Annotated in this window: 22 protein-coding genes; 9 read left to right on the plus strand and 13 right to left on the minus strand. The window is 64.7% G+C overall.

The window, feature by feature from the left end; translation table 11 throughout:
* The first annotated feature begins 11 nt into the window (after nucleotides 1-11).
* Nucleotides 12-2,861, plus strand: a complete 2,850-nt coding sequence (locus G6N42_RS01175; RefSeq protein ID WP_163724958.1) for an MMPL/RND family transporter — start codon at nucleotides 12-14, stop codon at nucleotides 2,859-2,861.
* Here G6N42_RS01175 and G6N42_RS01180 read toward each other — a convergent pair.
* From G6N42_RS01180 to G6N42_RS01205, 6 genes are read right to left on the minus strand one after another with little or no spacing between them, the layout of a single operon-like run.
* On the minus strand, nucleotides 2,853-3,791 hold the full coding sequence (locus tag G6N42_RS01180) for a R2-like ligand-binding oxidase (RefSeq protein ID WP_163724961.1): 939 nt from the start codon (nucleotides 3,789-3,791) through the stop codon (nucleotides 2,853-2,855). The genes G6N42_RS01175 and G6N42_RS01180 overlap by 9 nt on opposite strands.
* 31 nt (nucleotides 3,792-3,822) lie before the next feature.
* Entirely contained in the window at nucleotides 3,823-4,515 is a 693-nt protein-coding gene (locus tag G6N42_RS01185; RefSeq protein WP_163724964.1) for a TVP38/TMEM64 family protein, read from the minus strand.
* Between the two features lie 28 nt (nucleotides 4,516-4,543).
* Nucleotides 4,544-5,515 carry an LLM class flavin-dependent oxidoreductase gene (locus G6N42_RS01190; protein ID WP_163724966.1) on the minus strand — a complete coding sequence of 324 codons (972 nt, stop codon included), beginning with the start codon at nucleotides 5,513-5,515 and terminating at the stop codon, nucleotides 4,544-4,546.
* 13 nt (nucleotides 5,516-5,528) lie between these two features.
* Nucleotides 5,529-6,269 (minus strand): SDR family NAD(P)-dependent oxidoreductase, encoded by a 741-nt coding sequence (locus G6N42_RS01195; protein ID WP_163724969.1) that lies wholly within the window; start codon nucleotides 6,267-6,269, stop codon nucleotides 5,529-5,531.
* Entirely contained in the window at nucleotides 6,266-7,513 is a 1,248-nt protein-coding gene (locus G6N42_RS01200; RefSeq protein WP_163724971.1) for an alkyl sulfatase dimerization domain-containing protein, read from the minus strand. Before G6N42_RS01200 ends, G6N42_RS01195 begins: the two co-directional genes overlap by 4 nt.
* Nucleotides 7,514-8,776, minus strand: coding sequence for a sulfotransferase family protein (locus G6N42_RS01205; protein WP_163724974.1), 1,263 nt, complete (start codon nucleotides 8,774-8,776; stop codon nucleotides 7,514-7,516).
* A gap of 56 nt (nucleotides 8,777-8,832) precedes the next feature.
* On the opposite strand from G6N42_RS01205, the gene G6N42_RS01210 reads away from it, so the two are divergent.
* Together G6N42_RS01210 and G6N42_RS01215 are read left to right on the plus strand one after the other, a co-directional pair.
* Nucleotides 8,833-9,717 (plus strand): helix-turn-helix domain-containing protein, encoded by an 885-nt coding sequence (locus G6N42_RS01210; RefSeq protein WP_163724978.1) that lies wholly within the window; start codon nucleotides 8,833-8,835, stop codon nucleotides 9,715-9,717.
* A 127-nt stretch (nucleotides 9,718-9,844) separates the two neighbouring features.
* Complete coding sequence (locus tag G6N42_RS01215; RefSeq protein ID WP_163724982.1) at nucleotides 9,845-11,188, plus strand: APC family permease; 1,344 nt, start codon at nucleotides 9,845-9,847, stop codon at nucleotides 11,186-11,188.
* A 9-nt stretch (nucleotides 11,189-11,197) separates the two neighbouring features.
* On the opposite strand, the gene G6N42_RS01220 is transcribed toward G6N42_RS01215, so the two are convergent.
* Entirely contained in the window at nucleotides 11,198-11,923 is a 726-nt protein-coding gene (locus G6N42_RS01220; RefSeq protein WP_163724986.1) for a PAS and ANTAR domain-containing protein, read from the minus strand.
* 170 nt (nucleotides 11,924-12,093) lie between these two features.
* On the opposite strand from G6N42_RS01220, the gene G6N42_RS01225 reads away from it, so the two are divergent.
* The 4 genes from G6N42_RS01225 (at nucleotide 12,094) to G6N42_RS01240 (ending at nucleotide 15,600) form a co-directional block, all read left to right on the plus strand.
* Nucleotides 12,094-12,456: a MerR family transcriptional regulator gene (locus G6N42_RS01225; protein WP_163724988.1), complete on the plus strand. Its 363-nt coding sequence runs from the start codon at nucleotides 12,094-12,096 to the stop codon at nucleotides 12,454-12,456.
* A 73-nt stretch (nucleotides 12,457-12,529) separates the two neighbouring features.
* Nucleotides 12,530-13,408, plus strand: a complete 879-nt coding sequence (locus G6N42_RS01230; protein WP_232076049.1) for an SDR family NAD(P)-dependent oxidoreductase — start codon at nucleotides 12,530-12,532, stop codon at nucleotides 13,406-13,408.
* A complete protein-coding gene (locus tag G6N42_RS01235; protein ID WP_163724993.1) occupies nucleotides 13,405-14,940 on the plus strand; it encodes an FAD-binding protein in 1,536 nt (511 codons plus the stop codon). Before G6N42_RS01230 ends, G6N42_RS01235 begins: the two co-directional genes overlap by 4 nt.
* 30 nt (nucleotides 14,941-14,970) lie before the next feature.
* Nucleotides 14,971-15,600, plus strand: coding sequence for a TetR/AcrR family transcriptional regulator (locus G6N42_RS01240; protein WP_163724995.1), 630 nt, complete (start codon nucleotides 14,971-14,973; stop codon nucleotides 15,598-15,600).
* Between the two features lie 6 nt (nucleotides 15,601-15,606).
* Here G6N42_RS01240 and G6N42_RS01245 read toward each other — a convergent pair whose 3' ends face one another.
* Both G6N42_RS01245 and G6N42_RS01250 read right to left on the minus strand, forming a co-directional pair.
* Nucleotides 15,607-16,590 carry a zinc-dependent alcohol dehydrogenase gene (locus G6N42_RS01245; RefSeq protein ID WP_163724998.1) on the minus strand — a complete coding sequence of 328 codons (984 nt, stop codon included), beginning with the start codon at nucleotides 16,588-16,590 and terminating at the stop codon, nucleotides 15,607-15,609.
* The gene (locus G6N42_RS01250; protein ID WP_163725003.1) at nucleotides 16,587-17,747 is read right to left on the minus strand and encodes a sulfotransferase family protein; all 1,161 of its coding nucleotides are present in this window, start codon (nucleotides 17,745-17,747) and stop codon (nucleotides 16,587-16,589) included. The genes G6N42_RS01245 and G6N42_RS01250 overlap by 4 nt, the downstream gene beginning before the upstream one ends.
* 72 nt (nucleotides 17,748-17,819) lie before the next feature.
* Here G6N42_RS01250 and G6N42_RS01255 point away from each other — a divergent pair, with 72 nt between their 5' ends.
* Together G6N42_RS01255 and G6N42_RS01260 are read left to right on the plus strand one after the other, a co-directional pair.
* Nucleotides 17,820-19,052, plus strand: a complete 1,233-nt coding sequence (locus G6N42_RS01255) for an alkyl sulfatase dimerization domain-containing protein (RefSeq protein WP_163725007.1) — start codon at nucleotides 17,820-17,822, stop codon at nucleotides 19,050-19,052.
* Nucleotides 19,042-19,506: a VOC family protein gene (locus tag G6N42_RS01260; protein ID WP_163725009.1), complete on the plus strand. Its 465-nt coding sequence runs from the start codon at nucleotides 19,042-19,044 to the stop codon at nucleotides 19,504-19,506. The genes G6N42_RS01255 and G6N42_RS01260 overlap by 11 nt, the downstream gene beginning before the upstream one ends.
* A gap of 18 nt (nucleotides 19,507-19,524) precedes the next feature.
* Here the strand turns inward: G6N42_RS01260 and G6N42_RS01265 are convergent, their stop codons facing one another.
* The 4 genes from G6N42_RS01265 to G6N42_RS01280 all read right to left on the minus strand — a co-directional run bounded on the left by G6N42_RS01265 (nucleotide 19,525) and on the right by G6N42_RS01280 (nucleotide 23,736).
* Entirely contained in the window at nucleotides 19,525-20,688 is a 1,164-nt protein-coding gene (locus G6N42_RS01265; RefSeq protein WP_163725012.1) for an NDMA-dependent alcohol dehydrogenase, read from the minus strand.
* Nucleotides 20,689-20,713: 25 nt separating this feature from the next.
* Nucleotides 20,714-22,165, minus strand: a complete 1,452-nt coding sequence (locus G6N42_RS01270; RefSeq protein WP_163736773.1) for an aldehyde dehydrogenase family protein — start codon at nucleotides 22,163-22,165, stop codon at nucleotides 20,714-20,716.
* A gap of 31 nt (nucleotides 22,166-22,196) precedes the next feature.
* Nucleotides 22,197-22,985 (minus strand): SDR family oxidoreductase, encoded by a 789-nt coding sequence (locus tag G6N42_RS01275; RefSeq protein ID WP_163725015.1) that lies wholly within the window; start codon nucleotides 22,983-22,985, stop codon nucleotides 22,197-22,199.
* Between the two features lie 118 nt (nucleotides 22,986-23,103).
* Entirely contained in the window at nucleotides 23,104-23,736 is a 633-nt protein-coding gene (locus tag G6N42_RS01280) for a TetR/AcrR family transcriptional regulator (RefSeq protein ID WP_163725020.1), read from the minus strand.
* Nucleotides 23,737-23,776: the final 40 nt, after the last annotated feature.

Here is a 23,776-nt window from a genome sequence, read left to right on the forward strand (position 1 = left end):
AGGAGCGGTGCATGCGGCTGAGTGAGACCTCGACGGAAAGATCGAGGATCGCCCGCTTCATTCGTGTGATGTCGGTGCCGATCCTGCTCGGCTGGCTGGTGCTGACCGTTGCCACGAACACGCTCCTGCCGTCATTGGAGAAGGTCGGTGCGGATCAAACGGTCTCGATGAATCCGACTGCTGCACCGTCCTATATCTCGATGAAACGCATCGGCCAGAACTTCGAGGAGTTTGAATCCGACAGCAGCGCAATGATCGTTCTGGAGAGCGACCTTCCGCTCGGCGCCGAAGCGCACCGCTACTACGACCGCCTGATCGACAGAGTGCAGGCCGACGACGCTCACGTCGAACACGTCGAGGACTTCTGGGGTGACCCGCTGACGGCGGCCGGAGCGCAGAGCAATGACGGCAAGTCCGCATTCGTGCAGATCTATCTCCGTGGTGATCAGGGCGAAAGCCTCGCCAACGAGTCCCTCGAAGCCGTCCGCGGGATCGTGGACTCGGCGCCGCCTCCGCCGGGGCTGAATGTCTACGTCACGGGAAGCGCCGCGCTGTGGGCTGACCAGCAACACGCGGGCGACAACAGCATCCTGATGGTCACGATGATCACCTTCGTCGTGATCATCGTCATGTTGCTGCTGGTGTATCGATCGATCCGCACGGTCATCATGGTGATACTGATGGTCTTCGTCGTGCTCGGGGTTTCCCGCGGCGCCGTGGCCTTTCTCGGTTATCACGAGATCATCGGGCTGTCGACCTTCGCTGTGCAGCTGCTGACCCTACTGGTGATTGCGGCGGCCACCGACTACGCGATCTTCCTGATCGGCCGTTACCAGGAAGCGCGCGGCGCCGGTGAGGACCGGGAGTCCGCCTACTACACGATGTTTCACGGGACGGCCCATGTCGTGCTCGGGTCCGGTCTGACGATCGCTGGTGCGATGCTGTGCCTGAGCTTCACCAAGCTGCCGTACTTCCAGACCTTGGGAGTGCCGTGCGCGGTGGGCACGCTCGTCGCCGTTGCTGCCGCCCTCACCTTGGGTCCTGCGGTGGTTGCGATCGGTAGCCGTTTCGGACTCTTTGAACCCAAACGCAGCATCAAGTCCCGCGGGTGGCGCCGTCTCGGCACCGTCGTGGTGCGGTGGCCAGGCCCCGTCCTCGTCGCGACATTGGCGCTGGCTCTGGTGGGTCTGCTGACGCTGCCCGGTTACAAGTCGAGCTATAACGACCGCGTGTATCTGCCCGCCGATATTCCCGCGAACGTCGGCTATTCCGCGGCGGAGCGCCATTTCGGCGTCGCGCGGATGAACCCGGAACTGCTGATGGTGGAAAGCGATCACGATCTGCGCAACTCGGCCGATTTCCTGGTCATCGACAAGATCGCCAAGGCGATCTTCCGCGTCCCCGGGATCGCGCGTGTCCAGGCGATCACGCGACCCGACGGCAAGCCGATCGAGCACACGTCGATTCCGTTTCTGATCGGCATGCAGGGCACCACCCAGCAGATGAACGAGAAATATCTGCAGGACCGGATGGCCGACATGCTGGTGCAGGCCGACGAGATGAACACGACCATCGCAACGATGGAGAAGATGTCGTCGCTGACCGCGGAGATGGCGGCGACTACCCATTCGATGGTGGGCAAGATCAAGGACATGACGGTCGATATCGCCGAATTGCGGGACAATATCGCCAATTTCGACGATTTCTTCCGACCGTTGCGCAACTACTTCTACTGGGAACCGAAGTGCTTCAACATCCCGGTCTGCTGGGCCTTGAGGTCGATCTTCGACACCCTCGACGGCGTCGACACGATGACCGACGACATCCAGCAACTGCTGCCGGACATGGAGCGCCTCGATCAGCTGATGCCGCAGATGGTGACCCTGATGCCGCCGATGATCCAGACGATGAAGACCATGCGGTCCATGATGCTGACCATGTATGCCACGCAGAAGGGCATGCAGGATCAAATGTCGGCGATGCAGGACAACTCGGGCGCGATGGGCGAAGCGTTCGATCAATCGATGAACGACGACTCGTTCTACCTGCCACCGGAAGTGTTCGACAACGCCGACTTCAAGAAGGGGATGGAGAACTTCATCTCGCCGGACGGCAAGTCGGTGCGCTTCATCATCGAGCATGAGGGCGATCCGGCAACCAATGAGGGAATCGCGCGCATCGATCCGCTGCGAACCGCCGTGAAAGAAGCCATCAAGGGAACCCCACTTGAGGGCTCGACGATCTATCTGTCCGGCAGCGCTGCAACGTTCAAGGACATGAAGGACGGCAACACCTACGACCTGCTGATCGCCGGGATCGCAGCGGTGGCATTGATTTTCGCCATCATGCTGATGATCACGCGCAGCGCGGTTGCATCCGCGGTCATCGTCGGTACGGTGTTGATTTCGCTGGGTGCCTCGTTCGGGCTCTCAGTTCTGCTTTGGCAGTACATCCTCGGCATCGAACTGCATTGGATGGTGTTGGCGATGTCGGTCATCATCCTGCTCGCGGTCGGGTCGGATTACAACCTCCTGCTGGTCTCCCGATTCAAGGAGGAGCTTCATCACGGGCTGAACACCGGCATCATCCGCGCGATGGCAGGAACCGGGTCTGTGGTGACCTCGGCGGGACTGGTGTTCGCCTTCACGATGGCGACCTTTGCGGTCAGTCCGATGATTGTCATGGGCCAGACCGGCACCGCCATCGCGCTCGGATTGTTGTTCGACACGCTGGTGGTCCGGTCGTTCATGACTCCATCGATCGCCGCACTGCTGGGCCGATGGTTCTGGTGGCCTCAGGTCATCCGGACGGAGGCATCCCAGCGGCGACTGAATGCCAAGGGGATCGGTGCGTCACGCTGAGGCCGCGAGCGCTTTCTTGTCCTCGTCGGCGAATGCGTCCTCCAGTTGAACCGGCGAGTAGTCGACGTCGATTTCGGCCAGTGGTCGGCCGCGGGCACTGCCGATGGTTCCGAGCCGCCGCATCCCCTTGTCGGTGGCGTACGCCGTGAACTCGTCCATGGTGAAGTTGAACGGGATCTCGTCGTAGAGGGCAAACGCATCGTCGGTGTTGCGCAGGGCCAATGGAATGAGCTCTGCCATCTGTTTCTCGAAGACATCCCAATTGGCATCGTCGGCAGCGACGTGGCGCCGGCATGTGAAGGTGCCCCACGCCATGTGACGACGCTCGTCGTCCCCGATGCGCCTCACCAATTCCTGCATGCCGGGCAGAATGCCGTTGTCCACGCAGATGCGGTGCCACGCGTAGTACCCCGTGAGCGCCATCATTCCCTCGATGACGTGGTTGTACGTCGCCGATGCCCTGACCTGAGCGGCAGGCGAAGGATCAGTTGCCAGTGCGTTGAGTGACTTCGGCAGCTCCTCGTAGAACATCTGGCGGTAGGACGGCAGATCGTCCAGATAATGCTGCAGGTCATCGGTCAGGCCGACCGCGTCGAGCCACATCCGAAAGACCTGGGTGTGTTTCGCCTCTTCGAACGCGAACTGGGTCAAGTACATCTCGTCGCCGAGGCGCCCTTCGGCGCGCATGGCGGCCATGAATGGCTGAATGTCCTGGGTCACCGCCTCCTCGCCGGCGATGAACTGCGCGCACAGTCGGGTCGCCCAGTCCCGTTCGAGCTCCGACATGGCTTCCCAGTCGGCCCGGTCGCGGGAGAAATCGATAGCGGCCGGATCCCAGAATTTGGCGTTACCGCCGGCGAAGAGCTTCAAGGGAAGGCTGTCCCAGTTGAGGCCGCCCGCGGCGAGTGAATCAGAGTGGTTCCTGTCCATGACCCCGACTCTAGTGTGACTGCTGTCACAGTCAATGGGAGGTGGAGCGTGCCCGCCATCTGCGGTAGCCGTGGTGGGTGGCGAACGCGCCGACGACGGCCGTTAGGCACCAGATCGCGACCGCGACGTACGCCAACGGTGAATTCAGATCGCCGATCGAGGCGCCCAGCGCCGTGTACACGAACGCCCGCGGCACCGACCCGATGAAGGCGCCAACGGCCATCTGCCACAGCGGCACTCCGAATGCGCCGAACGCGTAGGACGCGAGTGCGTCGGACACCCCCGGGACAAAGCGCTGCCCCACGACCGCCCACAATCCGCGCCGCTCGATCAGACTGTCCAGCCGATCGGCCCGTGCGGTGCCGAGCAGTTCGCGTGCGCTGGCGCGGCCGGCGCGACGGCCGATCAGGCTCGCGATGATCGCCGTCCCTACGGTCGCCCCCAGCGTCACGGCCAGGCCGACTACGGGCCCGAACAACACGCCGCTGCCCGCCGCCAGGATCGGCCCCGGTACGAACACGGCTCCAAGCAGAGCGGACGCCACGACGTAGGCGACGGGGGCGGCTGGACCCGTGGCGGCGACGACGTTGCGAACCGCTTCGACGTCGATCACCCTGACGATCGCCACGAGATAGAACAACCCGAGTAGGAACGCCACCACAACGGCAAGGCGCACGATGTGGCGCCGCCGCGAGGCGGGCGGTGGTTCCTCGATATCGGACATGTTGACTGCGATTGTGCCCGCTGATGTCCTATCGACGCCCTTTGAGGGCGGGCAGCACCTCGTCGGTCAGAAGTTGGACCGACTTCCATGCCTCCTCGATCGGCATGGCGCCGACGAGCGGGTGCAGCACCACATGATCGTGCGGATTCTCTTTCACGTCGGCGACCAACTGCTCGGGCGACATGAAGCGATACCGTCCGGCGGCTTTGACGTCGTCAAGGGTCTCGATCTTCTCCGTGCCATGCATGAACGAATGCACCTCACCGCCACCCCAGCCCGAGTAGACGCCCGCCTCCCATAGGTAGTGCTCGCCGAGTTCGGCCCACGCTCGGTCCGGGTCCTCGTGCAGGAAGACCATCCCGCGGCTGCGGGGCGGCGGCATGACGACGATCGGCGTGTGTCCTGCCTCGGCGCACAGTTCGCGGTAGTAGTCGGCGAGTTCGGGGAGGTGGCTGGGCAGGTTGAGCGGCAGACCGTGTCTGGCCGCCCGCCGGGCGGTCGCGCGCACACTGCCGCCGACGAACACCGTCGGATGGGGGCGTGTCAGCGGGCCGGGGGTGAAGTCCGGTGACGACCACAGTGACATCAGCGTGTCGAGCAGGTCGTCCATCAGGCGGCCGCGTTTGTCGAATGGCGTTCCGAACAACTCGTATTCGACGGGCCGGTATCCCATTCCGATTGTGACGATCAACCGTCCGCCACCGATCGTGTCGGCCATGGCGATGTCTTCGGCGAGCCGTACCGGGTGCCACAGGGGTCCCAGCGTGCAGTCGACGCTGGCGACGACGCGTTCGGTGCGCGATAGCAGGATTGCGGCGGTCATGACGGGATTGCAGCTCCAGCCGTGCCCGCTCTGATGGTGTTCGTCGAAGCTGACGGCGCTCACACCGCGTGTTTCCGACCAGGAACTGAGTTCCATCGCGGCCTGTATGCGGTCGCGGCGTGCGGCCGGGTCGTCCTGTGGCGCGGCGAAATTGAACCGCAGGATCGCCATCGTCATTGGAACGCCTCGTTCACTGGCTGGTGGACGCACCGTCGACGATGAACAGCGCCCCGCTGGTGTAGGAACTCTGCTCCGTGCACAGAAAGGCAATCGTCCCGGCGATCTCGGCTGGTGTACCCAAGCGGCCCAGCGGGATTCGGGCGAGCTCGGCGTCGATGATCTCCGGCACCGTCTGGGCGAGCTCGGTCATCGGGGTGTCGATCACGCCGGGCACCACCGCGTTGACCCGGATGCCGCGCGGCGCCCACTTCACGGCGAGGTTGTGCGTGAGGCTCGCGATGCCGGCCTTGGCGGCACCGTAGCCGGGCACCATGGTCACCGCCCGCAGCGCCGACAACGACGACAGGAACACGACGCTCGCACCGCCAGACGCGGCCAGCGCTTTGCGCAGCCCGACGGTCAGGCGGTAGGGCGCGGTGAGGTTGAGCGCCACGGACGCCTCGAAGCCGTCGGGTTCGGCCTCATTGAGTCCGCCGGGAAAGTTGGCTCCGGCGTTGTTGACGAGCACATCGAGTGTGCTTGTCGCCGAAACCAACTGGTCGATCGAGTCCGTGTCGGTGAGGATGAGCTGCCGGTAGGTCATGCCGGTGAGGTCGGTGTCGTAGTCGCCGGGCCCGGCCTTGGTGCCGGTGATGGTCACCGTGGCGCCTGCGTCGCGGAACAGCGTCGCCGTGGCGTGGCCGATCCCGCTCGTGCCGCCGGTGATCAGTGCCTTCGTCCCGGTGAAGTCGAACGTAGCGCGCGCGGTCAAGAGTAGTCTCCGATTTTCTTGGTCAGCCAAGCGGATTCCCAGAAGTTGGTGCTGGCGGCGAGCAGGTCCTCATGTGCGGCCTTGAGCACGGCGCGTGCGCGCGTGTGTGGCGGGTCGGCATGAACGACGGCCTCGGCGAGATGGATCGCATGCACCGGATGGCCCGCCGCGAGCCGCTCTTCGGCCCGCGCCACGACCCGCTCGGCGCCGGCGAGGTCGACAAGGTCGACGCTGAGCTCGTCAGGTCCGATGTCGTAAAGCTCTGTGGTCGAACGGTGATGGAACCACCCGGAGTAGTTCTCCCAGATAGCCCGCACGTCCCAGGCCACCTTTCCGTAGCCCTGGCCGACCTCTAGTTCGGCGGGCAGCGTGATCTCCCGCATCAGGGTGTAGACGTCCTTACCCGTATTCATGCCCTCCACCGTCCGGTCGTGGAGGTAAGCGATCGCGTCGCGTAGGCGGGTCAGCTCGGCGTGGATGAGATCGGCGCCGCGGATCGGCTCGAAGTGTCCGGTGATCAGGACTTCCGGCCGAAGCTCGCGCACCCTTTCGATCGAGGCGATGGCCGTCAGTGGGTCGCGGTACCGGTCGCCGCGCATCGTGACGAAATTCGGGATATGTCCGAAGACCGGTCCGAAGGTGTTGCCGCACAGACATACCCGTTGTTCAGGAAGCCAGACGACCATCGAGTCGGTGGTCTCCCCGCCCGGTGTTGCCAGCAGTTCGATGGTGCGGCCGCCGACGGTCAGTACCAGCGAGTCGTCCACGTCTATGTCGGCGGAGTGTGCGGCCTGGGCCGGGAGCCGCTTCCCGAACCGCTGCTGGATCGCGGCGATGCCCTTGGCGAGCTTGTCGGAGAACGCGAAGGCGCTGTTGTTGGCGCGGTAGGCCAGCAGACGCTCGTTGTCGTCGCGCCAGTGACGCCAGTTGGCCTGCGCCACCACCTGCGTCTGCGGGTCGCGCATCGTATCGAGTCCGCCGACGTGGTCGTAGTGGCCCTGCGTGACGATGATGTAGCGGATGGGGGACGAATCGACGGCGTCGAAATTCGCTCGGTGGACCTGGCTTTCGAATCCCATCCCGGTGTTGACGACGACGCGGCCGTCGGTGGTGGTCAGCAGATAGGTGTTCGACAGTCCAGGCGAGCACCAGACGCCGGGTACCACTTCCTCGGCGTGTTCGGCCGCTGCCGGGGCGAGAGCATCGGCGCCAGGACGACTGCGGTAGATCGGTTCTTCGCTCAACTAGTGTCCTTCGGGTCGCACATCGAATCGTTCGAAGTAGAAGGCGAATTGCGAGCGTAGTTCGTCGGGCGACACCCCGAAGTGCCTTTGCAGCTCATAGCGCACCGACCCGTGCTTGCCGCGCGGGTTGCTGTCCAGATACGCCTGGAACGCCCTGCGGACCTTGGAGGTGAGCTCGACGCCCGCGCGTGCGTACAGGTCGTCGAGCAGATCGATCTCGTGGCCGTTGAGGTGGTGAAAGCCGATATCGACGCTGCGCTCGGCTGGCACCAGCCCCCGGTCCCGCACGCAGCCGCGCAACAGCCGCTCGACCCGGTCCGACCAATAGTCGAGCAGCCACTGCGGTTCGATGCTGCGGCGACGGAGCCGGTCGGAGTAGGCCATCATCGTGATGGCGGACTGGATCACCGCGACGGGATCGCGATGGGTGAAAGCGACGGTGGCATCGGGGAACGTCGACATCAGCGGGCCGAGTTGCTCGCAGTGCTGTGGCGACTTCAGCACCCAGGTACGGGGACCGCGCAGGAACGTCAATGCCTGCAGGACTTTTTTCAGGTATCCGTAGTGCCGGGTTTGGTCGAGGCTGAGATAGAGGTCTCGCCAGTCGGGGACGCGGGCGTGCCATTCAAGGACATACCCGGCGAAGTCCAGGTCGAGAATCTCGACTTCCTCTTCGATCGCCTCGGGGAAGCGGTCATGCATGGCGGCGGTGGCGGGAGCGCTGATCATCATCGCCTCGTGCTCGTTCTTCGCGCGGGTGTACCGCGGGTCGACGCCGTTGACATCGGGACCCTGGCCCGGGATCGGCAGCGGCTCTTGGCTTTCCCAGTAGGGCAGCGCGCGGCGACGTGGATCGGCGGCCAGCAGGTTGACCAGATGCGTCGTTCCCGAGCGCGGCATCCCCACCACGATGAACGGCTTCTCGATCGGAATCGACTCGATCTCCGGGTGGCGCTTGAGCAATTCGGTCAACGACAGCCGGTTGCGCAGCAGCCTCACAATGCGTTGACGCAGCGTTCCGCGGATCAACTGTGTCAGGCCGCCGTCGTCGTCGATCGCCCCGACGTAGGCGGCAACCCGGTCCCAGAAACCGTCGTCCGCGGCGAAGTCGTCGGCCCCCGCCTCGGCGACGGCCTCGGCGACCATCCGATCGATGTCCAGGTCGACATGGCGGCTTTCGGTGTGTTCGAGAATCTGCCGCTGGACATCGGTCAGCTGCGGTGCGGTCAGGTCGTCGAAGCTGAGCTCAGCCGTGCTGCCCATCGCCGGTCCTCGGATGTGATTGCGTGATTCGAATATTCGACATACTGTTCGATATTGTGACGCTGAACGTAGACGCCGGAAGCGGACGCCGTCAAGTGCCCTCCCCGCCTACCGAACGCGTCGTGGCGGTGATGCACCTGCTGGCCGCCCACCCGGAGCGCAACTTCTCGCTCGCGGACATCTGCCGCAGTCTCGGCATCAGCCGCGCCACCGGCCACGCCATCCTGGCCACGCTCGCTCACCACCGCTGGGTCGTGCGGCACGAATCCTCGGCGAGCTACTCGTGGGGTCCGGCCATCGGCGCACTGGCCCGACCGACGAACGACCGAGAATTCCGCCCCCTGCTGGAGAATCTGTCCGAAACCGTTGGCGCGCAGGTCTTCTTGGCCCGGCGCGAGAATGCGTCGCTGGTGGTCACCGACTCGGTGGGGGATTCGCTCACCGCTCCGCGCGTCACGGCGGGTTTGCGCATGCCGCTGGTGGCGCCGTTCGGGCGCGATTATGTGGCGTGGGCGGGGGAGCCGGCCATCAAGGCGTGGCTCGCTGGGATAGGTGAACCGTCGACCAGACTGCGCAGGCGGCTGACCGCTGTGCTCGCCCAGGTGCGCGAGCGTGGCTATGTGATCGAACGGCTCAGTCGTGAATATGTCCGTGTCTATATGGCCCTGCGTGCGCTGGCCGCCGACGGCGAGCCCGACGAGATCACGGCCCGGTTGGCCGGGGCATTCGCCGATCTGGCGCTGGTCGATTATCTGCCCGCCGAACTCGACGGTAGCTCCGACCATCAGGTGGCGACCATTTCGGTGCCGGTCAAGGACTCCGACGGGCTGGTGTCGATGTCGATCACCGCGGCGCCGTTCCGCGGGCTGAACGCCAGCGAGATCCGCAAGATCGGGGCCGCGGTATGCGATGCCGCCCGACGGATCGAAGAGAGCCGCTAAACGCTCGGAGTGGTCTTTCTGGGTCAACGCATGTGCGGTGAGCAGCGGGCGGAGTGCTATGCCGTTTCGCCGGTCGATCGGTGGGTAAGTCGCATGGGCGTCGCTTCCGATGCGCCAGGAGGGGTACATGACGTCGACAGCTAGAGCAGATACCGGCGAAGACGCCGCCGACGCCGCGGACAAACTCAAACGCAAGATCACCGGACCGTTGTTGTTCATGTTCATCCTCGGCGACGTGCTGGGGGCCGGCATTTACGCGTTGATGGGTGTGTTGTCCGAAGACGTCGGCGGGATGTTGTGGGCGCCGCTGCTCGTTGCCCTGCTGCTTGCCCTGCTGACGGCGGGCTCTTACGCCGAACTGGTCACCAAGTACCCCAAGGCCGGTGGCGCCGCGGTCTTCGCCGAGCGCGCATACCGACAGCCCATGGTGTCGTTTCTGGTCGGCTTCTGCATGCTCGCCGCGGGGGTGACCAGCGCCGCCGGACTCGCGCTGGCATTCGCCGGCGACTATCTCGCCACCTTCGTCGACGTTCCGGCGATCCCCGCCGCCATCGGGTTTCTGGCTCTCGTCGCCTGCCTGAACGCCAGAGGAATCAGCGAATCGGTCAAGAGCAACGTCGTGATGACGGTCATCGAGCTGACGGGTCTGCTCGTCGTCGTCGTCGCGGTGTCGGTAATGGTTGGCGGCGGACGCGGCGACATCAACCGCTCAGTCCAGCTTCCCGAGAGCGCGACGCCTGCCGTCGCGATCTTGGCCGGTGCGATCGTCGCGTATTACTCCTTCGTCGGGTTCGAGACCTCGGCCAACGTCGCCGAGGAGATCCGCAATCCGGGCAAGGTCTATCCCGCAGCGCTTTTCGGCGCGCTCATCACCGCGGGTGTCCTCTACGCCCTGGTCGGAATCGCGAGCGCCATCGCCCTGCCGTCGAGTGAACTGTCGGGATCGTCCGGACCCCTGCTGGCGGTTGTAGCGGCGTCCGGCGTTGGCATTCCGGACTGGTTGTTCAGTGCGATCGCGCTCGTCGCCGTCGCCAACGGCGCGCTGCTGACCATGATCATGTCGAGCCGGCTTGCCTATGGCATGGCCGAGCACGGGCTGCTTCCCGGCGCGCTGAGCCGCGTGCTGCCGCAGCGACGAACGCCCTGGGTGGCCATCGTGGCGACGACGGTGGTGGCCATGTTGCTCACCCTGGTCGGAGATCTGTCGACGCTCGCGGAGACTGTCGTCCTGCTGCTGTTGATCGTCTTCATCTCGACCAACGTCGCCGTGCTGGTCCTGCGCTGCGACACAGTCGAGCACTCTCACTTCCGGGTATGGACCGCGGTCCCCGTTCTCGGCGTGGCGTCCTGCGTACTGCTGCTCACCCAGCAGACCGCCAAAGTCTGGCTCTTCGCGGCCATCCTCTTGGTTGTGGGTGTGGTGCTTTACCTTTCGGCGCGAGTGGCAACTCGGCGTGCGAATCGCACATGAGGTCCATCGCTAGCTACGGTGGTTGACGCGCTCGTGGACGGTCATGATGAGGTGATCGAATTCGGTACGAAGCGCTGACGTCACCTCGGTGAGGGAGTCGAGCTCGGCAACCAGTCGGTTGGCCAGTGCGCGCAGTTTCGTGTTGTTCTCCTGCGATCGCCACTGCAGAAGCTTGAAGGCTTGCTCTTCGTTCATGCCGTAGACGAGCCTCAGCGCTCCCTTGGCCTGCTCGATCACCGCACGTGCTTCAAAGAGCTTCGGCAGGGTCTTGTCGAGATTGTCTCGATGGCCTTGTTCCAGCACATCGGTGAGATCGATGTAGTGGCCGCTCGCGCCAACTACTGCATCGGTCGCATCGAGCATCCGCTCCGCGACCACAATCAGGTTTCGCTCCCGGCCGGCAGTGTCGCAGAGGCGGTGCCGACTGGAGAACGACCCGCCCGAATACCGGGCCTGGTCGAGAAGGTCTTCCACGCTATCTCGTTCGTCGGGGTGCTGGTGCGACAACACCAGAGCGGATGTCGGCTCGACGGATCCAGGCGCATATCCGTGGATCCGATACATCTCGTCAGACCATTCCCAGCGCTGACCTTCAAACCAGAAGCGGAAACTGCCAACCCGCGGATCGGCGTTGTATCGGTGTATCGCGCCATCGGCGTATATCCCCGTGGCATCGAGTTCGGGAGACCCCGCGCCGACCGGGACGTCATCTCGCCCGTACCCGCTGTGAGGCATGACGTCACTCCCGTTCCGTAGATTCCCTGTTTACGTAGACCAGATAATCTATGGCACTAGCAATAGATTTTATATAGCACTAGCGCTGGACTTGCGCAACAAACAGCACATATATTGGCTGGGAGAAGTCACACATTTCCCATCGGCACCACTGAAGGTTTGCGCTACCGATGACCGAGGACGAGACCACCAAGCCCGGCCCGCCCGCGACGGACCGCGGGGTGTACGGCATCTCCGTGGCCGCCGAGCTGTCCGGCGTCAGCAAGCAGTCGCTGCGTCTGTATGAAAGCCACGGGCTTGTGACGCCGGTCCGCAGCCCTGGGGGCACCCGGCGCTACAGCGCGGACGACCTGGTTCGCCTGCAGCGCGTGAGCGAACTCGTCGCCGCGGGAATCAATCTCGCAGGCATCGCCCGCATCCTCTCGCTGGAAGACCAGAACGACGTTCTCAGCGACCGCAACGTCACGCTGAAAGGTGACATCCACGCTCTGCGCGCTGAGAACAAGCGTCGCAGAACGCCGAAGCAGTCATAGATCGCCGCGAAGTCGGGACTGCGGTACGCGATGTCGCCCGCCACATCGAAGAGAGCCGCTAGAGTCCGTCGCCATGACCGGTGACGACAGTGTAGGTCTGTCCGGCTCGCCGGACGGTGTCCCGCGGATCGACGACTGGAACCGGCTGCTCGACGGGCGGGTCGTAGTCGTCACCGGCGGTGGTGACGGAATCGGCGCGGGCATCGCCCGACTGTTCGCCCAACACGGAGCCCTCGTCGAAGTCGCCGAGGTCGATGCTGAACGCGCGGACTACATCTACGACGACGTGTCCAGCGCCGGCGGATCGATCCGCTGCCATGTCGTCGATGTCACCAACGACGACGATGTCGCCAAGCTCGCCGAGGCCGTGCTCTCCGAACATGGTCGGGTCGACGTCCTTGTCAACAACGTGGGGGACTACCGGCCGCTGGTGCCGTTTCACCATTCGACGCCGGAGTCGTGGCAACAGCAGTACGACATGAACCTGCGTCATGTCTTCGCCGTCACAAGGGCTTTCGTCCCGTCGATGATCGACGCCCACCGCGGCAGCATCGTCACCGTGCATTCGGTGGAGGGCATGCGGGGCTACCCCAAAGACCCGGTGTACGGGGCGATGAAAGCTGCGGCGGCGCACTTCACCACCTGTCTGGCCGTGGATCTCGGGCGGCACGGCATCCGTGTCAACGGCATCGGAACCGACCTCTCTCAGACGCCCCAGGTCGACTATTTGACCGGCTATGAGGACGTCGGCGAGCTGTGGGCGTCGTGGGCGCCGGTGGGCCGGGTCGGATGGCCGGAGGACCAGGCCCGGGTCGCGCTATTCCTGGCATCAGATCAGTCGGCGTTCGTCACCGGCCACAACATTCCCGTCGACGGCGGCACCAAAGCCGGTGGCGGATGGCTCTTCTCGCCACGGGAGGGCCGCTTCGTCAACAGATCGAGGAACCTGTGAGCATTGCCGATGAAACTGTCGACGTTCTGGTGGCCGGCAGCGCCGGTGCTCTTGCGGGTGCGTATACCGCTGCCCGTGAGGGACTTTCGGTAGCCATCGTCGAGGCCACCGATCAGTTCGGAGGTACGTTCGCCTACTCCGGTGGCGGCGGGATGTGGTATCCGTGCAATCCGGTATTGGTCCGGGCGGGAAGCGACGACACCATCGACGAAGCCCTGCGCTACTACCGCACCGTTGTTGGCGACCGGACGCCGGCCGAACTTCAGGAGACGTATGTACGCGGCGGCGCGGCACTGATCGAATACCTCGAGCAGGACGACCATTTCGCGTTCAAGATCCTGCCGTGGCCGGACTACTACAGCTCGGTCCCCGGGGCGCGCAACGACGGCATGCGGCACACCGTCTGCAAGGGGGTCCCCGACGATCGCCTCGGACGTTTCCAGGGGCAGGTCCGCGGACCGTTGGACCACGAACGCCTTGGCGGCCCGCTGCCCGACTTTCTCACGGGTGGGCGCGCGGTAATCGGTCGTTTTCTTTGGGCCATGGCCGACAACCCGGAGGTGGCCGCGTATCTGAATACTAGCCTCGTCGAGTTGGTCGTCGAGGACGGCCGCGTCGTAGGCGGGGTCGTGGAATGCGAGGGCGAGCGGCGGACGATCAGGGCGCGACGCGGCGTTCTCTTGGCGGCCGGCGGATTCGAGCAGAACGCCGCGATGCGAGCTCAATACGGTGTTCCCGGAGCGGCATCGGGCACGATGGGCGCGCCAGGCAACACCGGTCTGGCGCACAAGGCCGCGATCGCGGCCGGCGCGAGCACCGATTTGATGGATCAGGCCTGGTGGTCGCCCGGGCTCATCCATCCCGACGGCCGCGCGGCATTCGCGCTCTGCTTCACCGGCGGCATCTTCGTCGACAAGGCGGGCCGCCGGTTCGTGAACGAATCTGCCGCCTACGACCGGCTGGGCCGTGAGATCTTGGCCGCGATGCGCGACGGCACCGTCGACACGCCGTACTGGATGGTCTATGACAGCCGCGCAGGTGAACAGCCGCCGGTGATGGCGACCAACGTTTCCTTCTCGCCGACGAGTGAGTACGAGGCGGCCGGGCTGTGGGTGCAGGCCGACACCCTGGAGGAGCTGGCCGACAAGATCGGTGTGCCGGAAGGAAATCTCGTCGAAACCGTGCGTCGTTTCAACGAACTCGCGCAGCGTGGTGACGACGAGGACTTCGGCCGCGGCCGGGAATCGTTCGACCGCGCATTCACCGGCGGGGCGTCGCCGCTGGTGCCGATCGACACGCCGCCGTTCCGGGCTGCGGCATTCGGCACGTCTGACCTCGGCACCAAGGGCGGGCTGCGCACCGACGTCGATGCGCGCGTGCTGGACGCCGAAGACCGGCCCATTCCTGGGCTTTATGCGGCGGGGAACACGATGGCCGCGGTGTCCGGTGAGACCTACCCGGGCGGCGGCAACCCCATCGGGGCGTCGCTGTTGTTCAGTCACCGTGCGGCATTGCACATGGCGCGGTCATGATGACCGGGGCGGATAAGCTGGTGCACCTCAATGAGACGAAAACCCAACGTTGAACAACGACGCCGCGACCTGTGTGATGCGGCGATCCACCTGCTGGCCGCCGAAGGCGCCCGGGGAGTGACCCATCTTCGTGTCGACCGGCAGGCGGGCTTCCCAGACGGCACGACGTCGTTCTATTACCAGACCAGGGCTGCACTCCTGCGCGGGGCGATCGCCCGGGTGATCGAGCTGGACATCGCGGATTTCACCGCGGCGATGGATGCGACCGGACACGGCGAGGTCGATTCGCTGCTGGCGACGCTGGCCGAGCAGGCCATGCGCACCGGCGTCGAGCCCGAGCGGTCCCGGGCGCGCGCGCGATTCGAGCTGATGATGATCGCATCGCGAGACCCCGAGCTCGGTGACGTGTTCACCGGGCTCATGGGTCAATTCGAGTCGATCAGCGAAGCTGCGGTGGCGCAGGTTCAGCCGGTCGGTAAGCCGCGCGACGACGAACTGATCAAGGAGCAGGCATTCGCCGTCGTCACCTTCCTCGGCGGGTTCCTGTTCCGGCTCGCGTATGGGCTTGCCGAGCTCGACAGCGCGAAAAGCCTTGAGCGTTATCTTCATTCAGTGATCGCCGGCGTGGAGGCCGATCATGTCGAAGCGAAGAAGAAGTAGACGGCGTTACCCGTGCGGGATCACCGACACCCGGCCCTGCACCCGCGACTCACGAACAGCATCGAACGCTTCGCCGATCTGCGCGAGCTCGAAGGAGGGTCCGACGGTGCTGCCCGGATCCACGCTGCCGTCGCCGAACGCCGCGATGACTTCCCGGAACTCGTCGACCGAGTAGGCCACCGCGTAGCGGACTGTGAGCTCCTTCAGCAGCGCGGTGATGGGCTCGATGGGGGTGGCTTCCGCGCATGCACCCGAGATGATCACGCGTCCCTGTGGACGGAGGACCGGCTGGCAGACCTGCAGTAGCTCTGCTCGTCCCACGCACTCGACGACCGCGTCATAGGCCCCGAGCTCCGCTTCCGACACCGACGCCAGCACGTCCGTGGCACCGACGGCGGCGGCGTAGTCCCGCCGTTGAGGGTCCGGGTCGGCGACGGTGACGCGTGCGCTGCCGCGGTGCAGGGCCCAGATCAGGGTGGTGAGGCCGACGCCGCCCGCACCGACGATGAGTACGTCGTCGCCGGTCGTGATCTCGGCGCGATTCACTCCGTGCAGACCGACCGCAAACGGCTCCACCAGTGCGGAGTAGCGGTCTGGCAAGTCGGCGGGAACCGCGAACGAATGTCGCGCGGGAACGGCGACGAACTCGGCAAACCCGCCCGCAGGTCCCATGCCGATAAAGCTCGCCGCAGCGCAGTGCGACGCGGTCCCGGCCTGGCAGTACCGGCACGCGCCACACGAGACCACGGGCAGCACAGCAATATTGGTGCCTTCACGCCAGTCTTCGACCTGCGATCCGACGGCTACGACTTCGCCTCCCAGTTCGTGGCCCATCACCATGCCTGCCGGTGCGTAGGGCTGTGCCTTGATATCGGATCCGCAGACGCCGCAGGCATTGACCCGGATGACCAATTGGCCGGGTTCGGGAGTGGGATCGGGGAGTTCGGTGACCTCGAACCCGTGGTCGTCTGTGGTGACGGCGGCTTTCATCGTGCGTCCCCCTCCAACTCGATGTCGAACGCGTTCAGGTACTCGGCGAAGATCGGCTCCAGATCCGCGCGGGTCACTCCCGACCCGTCCAGGGAATACGGTGCGACACCGAAGCGGTCCTGCGGATGCTCGGCCAGCCAGTCGAGCATCGCATCCTCGGTCGACGTGGTCAGGTCGTCACCCGCCCAGTCGTACAGCGACCGCATCACCGCCACCGGATCGCGCATCAGATCGGCGTAGTGGAGATCAAAGAACTGTGCGTCGCCGATCCTTCGTCTCGTCGTCAGGGGACGGTCGACGTGTTCCTTCAACTGGTGCAACACATTCGGCACGATCGTGTCGACGTCGACGTCGGCTCCCAGTACCGCGCGCGACAGATAGTTCAGCCGCAGGAACGATGCCGCCGACTTGTACGGGTCGCGGTGGGCCCACACGATCCGCACGTCCGGGTAGGTCGCGAGCAGGGTCTCGATGTGCACCGCATGCGACGGCATCTTCAGCGACCATGTTCCCGGTGCGCGCGACTGCAGCATCTGCAGGACCGTCCGCTCGTATTGGTACGCGCTGGACATGTCGGCGCTCAGCAGCCACTCGGCGTACTCGGGAGTGGGCATGAACGCCTCCCACAGATAGGCCTTGAAATCCTGGTTCTGCACGAACAGGCACTCTGTCGGACCGTCGGCCTCATCCCAGTGCACCATCGGAATGTCGGCCGCCTTCAGTCCCTCGGCGAGGACGTCGAGTTCGGCCTTCTTCTTCAGACACCGAGGATCCGTCCGCAGTGTGTCGGGTGCGGACGGCGGAACCGAATCCGCGGCCTCCCACGTAAGCAGCGACCGTCGCGCCGGGTCTTGATCGAGCAGATAACTGGCCAGCGAGGTACCGGTGCGGGGGAGACCAAGCACCACGACAGGCCGCTCGATGCGCTGCTCACCGATCTCGGGGTGGTTTTTGACGTAGTCGACGACGCGCAACCGATTCCACAAGGCGTCGACGAACTGGCCGTACACGAAGTCACGCCCACCGGGATTGACCCCGGGCGCGGACTCGCAGGTGCCGACCAGCAGGCTCAGGCCTTCACGCCACGAGTCGCCGCCGAAGTCGTCGAGGCCGGCGCGTTCGGCGGCGCGGGTGACGAGTTCGTCCACGGTTGCCATGCCGTCAGAGACTATACGGTCATAGAGAACAAATGTTAGGTTGTTCGGAATCCACACTCGAAGGGTGCGCACATGACGCCGTCGTTGGACGAGTTGGTCAAACAAGGTGAGGGTGATCAGAGTGCCGTCGACATCGGGGACGGCATCTTCATGTCGAGAAACATCGCCAACAGCTATCTGGTGACGACGTCCGGCGGCAATCTACTGATCAACACCGGCACCGACTTCGAGGCGCCTGCGATCAAGGCCCGCTTTTCGGAGGTGGCCAGCGACCCGCCACAACTGATCACCTTCACGCAGGGCCACCCCGACCACGTCGGCGGTTGGAGCCAGTTCGCGCAGGACGGTGCGCGGACGATCGCCCAGGCCAACCATCGCGACGTGCGCGAGTACTGGCGAAATCTGCACCCGTTCTACGTCGGGCGGATCATGAAGCTCTGGGGCGCCTTCATGGACGTCGAAAGCGCTGCCGCCAACCTTCCGCCCGAACCTGTCCTCACCGAGTCGTTCATCGACAGTCACGCTCTCGTGCTCGGCGGTCGCCGAATCGGGCTCTACTCCACCCCAGGCGGGGAGACCACCGACGCCCTCGTGGTGTGGCTTCCTGAGGAACGCACGGTGTTCATCGGCAACCTGATGGGTCCGTTCTTCGGTCACGTGCCGAATCTCTATACGTTGCGCGGGGACAAGCTCCGCAGTGCGATGGCGTTTCTGCATTCCGTCGACAGGGTCATCGATCTCGAACCGCAGACACTGATCAACGGCCACGAGGTGTTCCGCGGAGGGGACGAGATCCGCGCCACGATGACGAAGGTTCGCGACGCCACCGCGTACCTTCGCGACCGCACGATCGACGGGATGAACTCCGGCGCGGATCTGTGGACGTTGATGCGTGATGTGACGCTCCCGACCGAGTTGGCGCTGCCGCAGGTGCACGGCAAGGTCGCCTGGATCGTGCGCGCGATCTGGGAGGAACATGTCGGCTGGTTTCGCTACGAATCGACGACCGAGCTGTACGACGTCCCCGCCTCGTCCGTCTGGTCGGATGTCGTCGACCTGGTCGGAGGAACCGCCGCGTTGACCGAGCGGGCCGACGCCCACGCCAAGGCCGGGCGTCCCCTCGAGGCGCTACACCTGACCGACATCGTGCTTGCGCATGCGCCGACGGACCCAGATGCCCTCGGTGTCAAACGCGATGCGCTCGAACAGGTTCTGGCGGCGAGCGGCCGCGAGAACCACAGCGAAGTGCAATGGCTTGAGCAGGAGATCAACACCGCTACCCTCAAGGAGACCGATGAAGGCTGAAAACCTCTATCACACCGGAATCGTCGTCGACGATCTCGACGCGACGATGGAGTGGCTCACCCAGATCGCCGGCTACACCTGGACCGATGTCGTCACCGTCGACCAGGACGCGGTAACCCCGGCCGGCGAGGTCACCATCCCGATGAAAATGGTCTACTCGGGTGCCGAGCCTCGGCTCGAACTCCTGCAGACCGTGCCTGACACCGTGTGGACGCCGTCGGACTCCGGTGTGCATCACATCGGGTACTGGTCAGACGACGTCGAATCCGATTTGGCGGCACTGGAATCCAGCGGTATGACATTCGAGGTGAAGTCCTACAACCCGGATGGATCGGGCACGCTGCTGTGGGCATACGTGAAGGGGGCCTCCGGGCCGCGGATAGAACTGGTCAGTCGCAGTATGGAACCGTTCATCGCCTACTGGTGGGCCAGCGCGTCAGCCTCTGAGCCGTGACGCCGGACCGAACCCGCCTCACTCGAAGGCGATGACGCCGCGGATGTTCTTGCCGGCACGCAGATCCCGCATCGCCTCGTTGATGTCGTCGAGCTTGTACTTCTGGGTGACCAATTCGTCGAGTTTCAGGGTGCCCGCTTCGTACATCGACAGCAGCCTGGGCATCGCTTCGCGCGGATTCATCTCGCCATACAGCACGCCCTTCAGCGTCTTACAGGACGAGACCATGTCGGGCAGGATGAGCGGGACCATCATGTCGGTGATCTTCGCCATGCCCGTCAGCACACAGGTTCCGCCCTTGCGCAGCATCATCATCGCGACCATCACCATGTCCGGCGGCACCACGCCGGGGGTCAGCACCACCCGGTCCGCCATGACGCCCCACGTCATCTCCTTCACCAATTCCACTGCGGCCCCGGCGTCTGCCGCCGTATGGGTCGCGCCGAAAATCGGGGCGATCTCACGTTTGAACTCGTTCGGATCGACCGCGACGATGTGCTTCGCACCCGCGGCCTTGGCGCCCTGCACCGCATTCATCCCGATGCCGCCGACACCGATGACCACGACGGTATCACCGACCTGCGTGCCTGCGGCCACCGATCCCGACCCGAAACCCGTTGTCACACCGCAGGATACGAGCGAAGCCGCCTCTAACGGAATCCAGTCGTTGATCCTCACCAAGGAGCGCTCGGAGGCGACGACGTACTCGGAGAACGTGCCGACCTGCATCATCGCCATCAGGTCCTCGTCGCCGAGATGTCGCCGCCGGGTACCGTCGGTGGTCATGGCCTTGTCGTAGATGTCGGCGCCGACGTCGCACAGGTAGGTCTGTCCCGTCACACAGAATCGACAGCTGCCGCACGCGGGGAAGAACGAGATCGCCACGTGGTCACCGGGCTTGAGCGTCTTCACCCCCGGACCGACGTCGGCGACGACGCCGGATCCTTCGTGGCCACCGAGCATAGGGAACCATTCCGGCACGTTCACGCCGGCGGCCCGCATCATCTCTTCCATCTCGGCACTCGGCACGCTGTCGCCGGTGTAGAAGTGCTCGTCGGAATGGCAGACGCCCGCGTAGGCCATCTTGACGAGTACCTCACCGGCCTTGGGCGGGTCGAGCTCCACCTCGGTCACTTCCCAGTCCACGCCGACTCCGCGCAGGACCGCTGCTTTGGATTTCATGTGCGTGCTCCTTCTTCGGCGGCGGTCAGGAAGCCGGCCAGCCGACAGTCTTGGTCTCGGTGAAGATTTCGAGGCCCTCGATGCCGCACTGTCTGCCGATGCCCGACTGCTTGTAGCCGCCGAACGGGGCGTCGGCGCCGTACCAGAGTCCGCCGTTGATCCCGAGCGTGCCGGTCCTGATCCGGCTCGCGACAGACTTGGCCCGTTCGAGATCGCTGGCGAAGACGACCCCGGACAACCCGTAGATGGAATCGTTGGCGATGCGCACCGCTTCGTCGTCGCCGTCGAAACCGATGACCGACAGAACGGGCCCGAAGATCTCCTCCTGGGCGATGGTCATACGGTTGTCGACGTTCGCGAACACCGTCGGCTCGACGAAGAACCCCTTGCTCAGGTGTTTGGGGATGTTGCCGCCGGTGACCAAACGGGCTCCTTCGGCCTTTCCCCTCTCGATATAGCCCATCACGCGGTCCTGCTGGCGCTTGGACACTTGCGGGCCCTGGAGCACCGAGGGATCCGTCGGATCGCCGTACTTGTTCTTCTCCATCGCGACCTTCACGATTTCGACGGCCTCGTCATACCGCGAGTTCGGCACGAGCAGCCGGGTCGGCATGGCACAACCTTGTCCCGCGTGCATCGAGATGAACGCGCTGCCACCGATGGACGCACTGATGTCGCCCTCGTCGTCGAGCACCAGGTAGACCGACTTGCCGCCGAGTTCCAGGAACGTTGGCTTCACCGTGGCAGACGCTGCCTGCATGACGCGGCGTCCGGTCTCCGTCGATCCGGTGAACGCGACCATGTCGACGAGCGGTGAGGTCGAGAGCACCTCGCCGACAAGGTGATCCGACGACGTCACGATGTTGATGACGCCGGGCGGAATGTCCGTCTGCTCGGCAATGATGCGGCCGATTCGCGTGGCGTTCCATGGGGTATCCGGCGCCGGTTTGAGCACCATCGTGTTGCCCATGGCCAGGATCGGCCCGATCTTGTTCAGGATGATCTCGAACGGAAAATTCCATGGTGCGATGACGCCGACCACACCGATGGGTTCTTTCCACACCTCACGTGCGGCGGGCATACCCATGCCGAAGGCGTCCTTGTCGGGTAGCGAACGCTTCCAAGGGAACTGACCGATCATCTCGGCCGGCCAGCCCAGCGCCTCCTTGAGCGGCACGTCGAGCTGCGGACCGAACGTGCTCAGCAGCGGACAGCCGACCTCGGCGATCAGTTCACCGCGAAGCTCCTCCTTCTCGGCCTCGAGGGCCGCCTGCAGCTGGCGAAGGCCGACCGCCCTGGCCTCTCCGTCGCGTGACCAGCCGGAGTTGTCGAAGGCGTGCCGCGCAGCAACCACCGCACGTTCCATGTCCGCGCGAGTGCCGTCCGCTGCACCGCCGAGCACTTCCTCGGTCGCCGGGTTGATGTTGTCGAACTGGCGACCGGTTTCGGATTCGACGAGCTTGCCGTCGATGAGCATGCGGGATTCGTGTGGCACTGTCAGTTGCCTTTCACCATTGTCGAAGTTCGGCCACGGCACCGGACGGCCGGGGAGCCAGGGTCAGATACGGGATGAAGCTGCTGTTGCCGCAACGAAGTACGGAGTGCACGACGCCGACGAGGTGGTCGGCATCGACGAGCCCACCTTGCATGTACCCGTTGTCCATCCAGTAGTGGATCGCGTCTTCCATCGCCTTCGGATCCCAGGTCTTGTTGAACTCGGTCTGCGAGTCGCCTTCACCACCGAAGCAATCGCCGACCGCCAAGCGGGTGAAGCCGATGTTGGGATGTTCGACGCGCCACGCCTCGACGAGCTTGTCCAGCGCTGCCTTTGACACGGCGTAGGCGCCGAGCAACGGCCATGGCGACGAGTAGGAGGCGCTCAATGAGGACAGGTACACCGCCGACCCCGCGGCAGCTGCCAGGTGAGGTGCGGCGGCGGAGGTGATGAGGGATGCGCCGGTCACGTTGGTGGCGAACAAGTTCGCCCACTGCTCCTCGTTGACATTCGCCAGCGGTGAGAGCAGGCCGACGCCGGTCGTGTACACCAGCGCGTCGAGGCCTCCGAAGGTCTCGACGACCTCGGCGATCGCATTCCGGCAGGCGGCAGCGTCGGTGACGTCGCATGCCACAGCGAGCGCGCCGTCGCCCGCTTCTTTCGCTGCGTTCTCCAGCCGGTCACGTCGGCGGGCCAGGAAGGCGACGCGTACGCCCTTGCCGGCGAGGCCGATGCCGATGCACCGGCCCAACCCCGCAGATGCACCGACGACGGCAACTCTCAGCGGTGGTGCGTCAGACATCGGATCTCCTTGAGCGAGGGCGAGAGCAAGATTATCAGTCAGGTAGAAGCATCATATTCAGTTAGTGGAAACCTAGATTTACACACCCGTCCGCGTGCGCGGTGGCTGACGCAGAACACTATCGTCGCAGGACTTTTCGCGGCTCTACCGCGAAGCTGAGCAGTAAACGGTCGAGGACCCTGGCGGCCCTCTCCCGCGCCTTGGTGGGCTTGTCGGCGTGCGCGACGAGGAGGGCGGCCTCCTCGACGGCCGCCACCAGGAGGTGGGTCAGTTCGCCGACGGGGTGGTCGTCGATGATGCCCTCGGCGATGGCCTTGGCCACCATCTCGTTGATCAGGGCGATGCTGTTGCCTTCCTCGATGGCGCGCAGCGTCTGCCAGCCCAGCACCACGGGACCGTCGATCAGCATCACGCGCTGCACCTCGGGTTCCAGCGCGGACTCGAGGAATCCGCGCATTCCGCTTGATAGGACTTCCCATGCGTCGGCGCCCTGCGGGGGTGAAGCCAGCGAGCGCAGTGTCAGATCGCGCTCGACCTCCTCGAACACCGCGCGGAACAGTTCTGCCTTGTCCTTGAAGTGGTGGTAGAACGCGCCTCGGGTGCCAACCCCCGACCGGGTGACAAGGTCGCCGATGCTCGTGTCGAAGTATCCCTTCTCGACGAACAGCGCACGGCCGGCGTCGACGAGATCGCGCCGGGTTTGGTCTCCGCGAGCACGGCGCTCGATATCGGTGCCACCACGCTTGGCCATTCCGGCATCGTAGCAACATTCAGGATGAATGTTGCAGGTC

Source organism: Mycobacterium gallinarum (genome assembly GCF_010726765.1).
GTDB lineage: Bacteria > Actinomycetota > Actinomycetes > Mycobacteriales > Mycobacteriaceae > Mycobacterium > Mycobacterium gallinarum.

Bases quoted from the DNA above. Each gene is read 5' to 3' on its own strand.
- G6N42_RS01175 (WP_163724958.1), top strand. From the start codon at position 12: ATGCGGCTGAGTGAGACCTCGACGGAAAGATCGAGGATCGCCCGCTTC.
- G6N42_RS01180 (WP_163724961.1), bottom strand. From the start codon at position 3,791: ATGGACAGGAACCACTCTGATTCACTCGCCGCGGGCGGCCTCAACTGG.
- G6N42_RS01185 (WP_163724964.1), bottom strand. From the start codon at position 4,515: ATGTCCGATATCGAGGAACCACCGCCCGCCTCGCGGCGGCGCCACATC.
- G6N42_RS01190 (WP_163724966.1), bottom strand. From the start codon at position 5,515: ATGACGATGGCGATCCTGCGGTTCAATTTCGCCGCGCCACAGGACGAC.
- G6N42_RS01205 (WP_163724974.1), bottom strand. From the start codon at position 8,776: ATGGGCAGCACGGCTGAGCTCAGCTTCGACGACCTGACCGCACCGCAG.
- G6N42_RS01215 (WP_163724982.1), top strand. From the start codon at position 9,845: ATGACGTCGACAGCTAGAGCAGATACCGGCGAAGACGCCGCCGACGCC.
- G6N42_RS01220 (WP_163724986.1), bottom strand. From the start codon at position 11,923: ATGCCTCACAGCGGGTACGGGCGAGATGACGTCCCGGTCGGCGCGGGG.
- G6N42_RS01225 (WP_163724988.1), top strand. From the start codon at position 12,094: ATGACCGAGGACGAGACCACCAAGCCCGGCCCGCCCGCGACGGACCGC.
- G6N42_RS01230 (WP_232076049.1), top strand. From the start codon at position 12,530: ATGACCGGTGACGACAGTGTAGGTCTGTCCGGCTCGCCGGACGGTGTC.
- G6N42_RS01240 (WP_163724995.1), top strand. From the start codon at position 14,971: ATGAGACGAAAACCCAACGTTGAACAACGACGCCGCGACCTGTGTGAT.
- G6N42_RS01245 (WP_163724998.1), bottom strand. From the start codon at position 16,590: ATGAAAGCCGCCGTCACCACAGACGACCACGGGTTCGAGGTCACCGAA.
- G6N42_RS01250 (WP_163725003.1), bottom strand. From the start codon at position 17,747: ATGGCAACCGTGGACGAACTCGTCACCCGCGCCGCCGAACGCGCCGGC.
- G6N42_RS01255 (WP_163725007.1), top strand. From the start codon at position 17,820: ATGACGCCGTCGTTGGACGAGTTGGTCAAACAAGGTGAGGGTGATCAG.
- G6N42_RS01260 (WP_163725009.1), top strand. From the start codon at position 19,042: ATGAAGGCTGAAAACCTCTATCACACCGGAATCGTCGTCGACGATCTC.
- G6N42_RS01265 (WP_163725012.1), bottom strand. From the start codon at position 20,688: ATGAAATCCAAAGCAGCGGTCCTGCGCGGAGTCGGCGTGGACTGGGAA.
- G6N42_RS01270 (WP_163736773.1), bottom strand. From the start codon at position 22,165: ATGCTCATCGACGGCAAGCTCGTCGAATCCGAAACCGGTCGCCAGTTC.
- G6N42_RS01275 (WP_163725015.1), bottom strand. From the start codon at position 22,985: ATGTCTGACGCACCACCGCTGAGAGTTGCCGTCGTCGGTGCATCTGCG.
- G6N42_RS01280 (WP_163725020.1), bottom strand. From the start codon at position 23,736: ATGGCCAAGCGTGGTGGCACCGATATCGAGCGCCGTGCTCGCGGAGAC.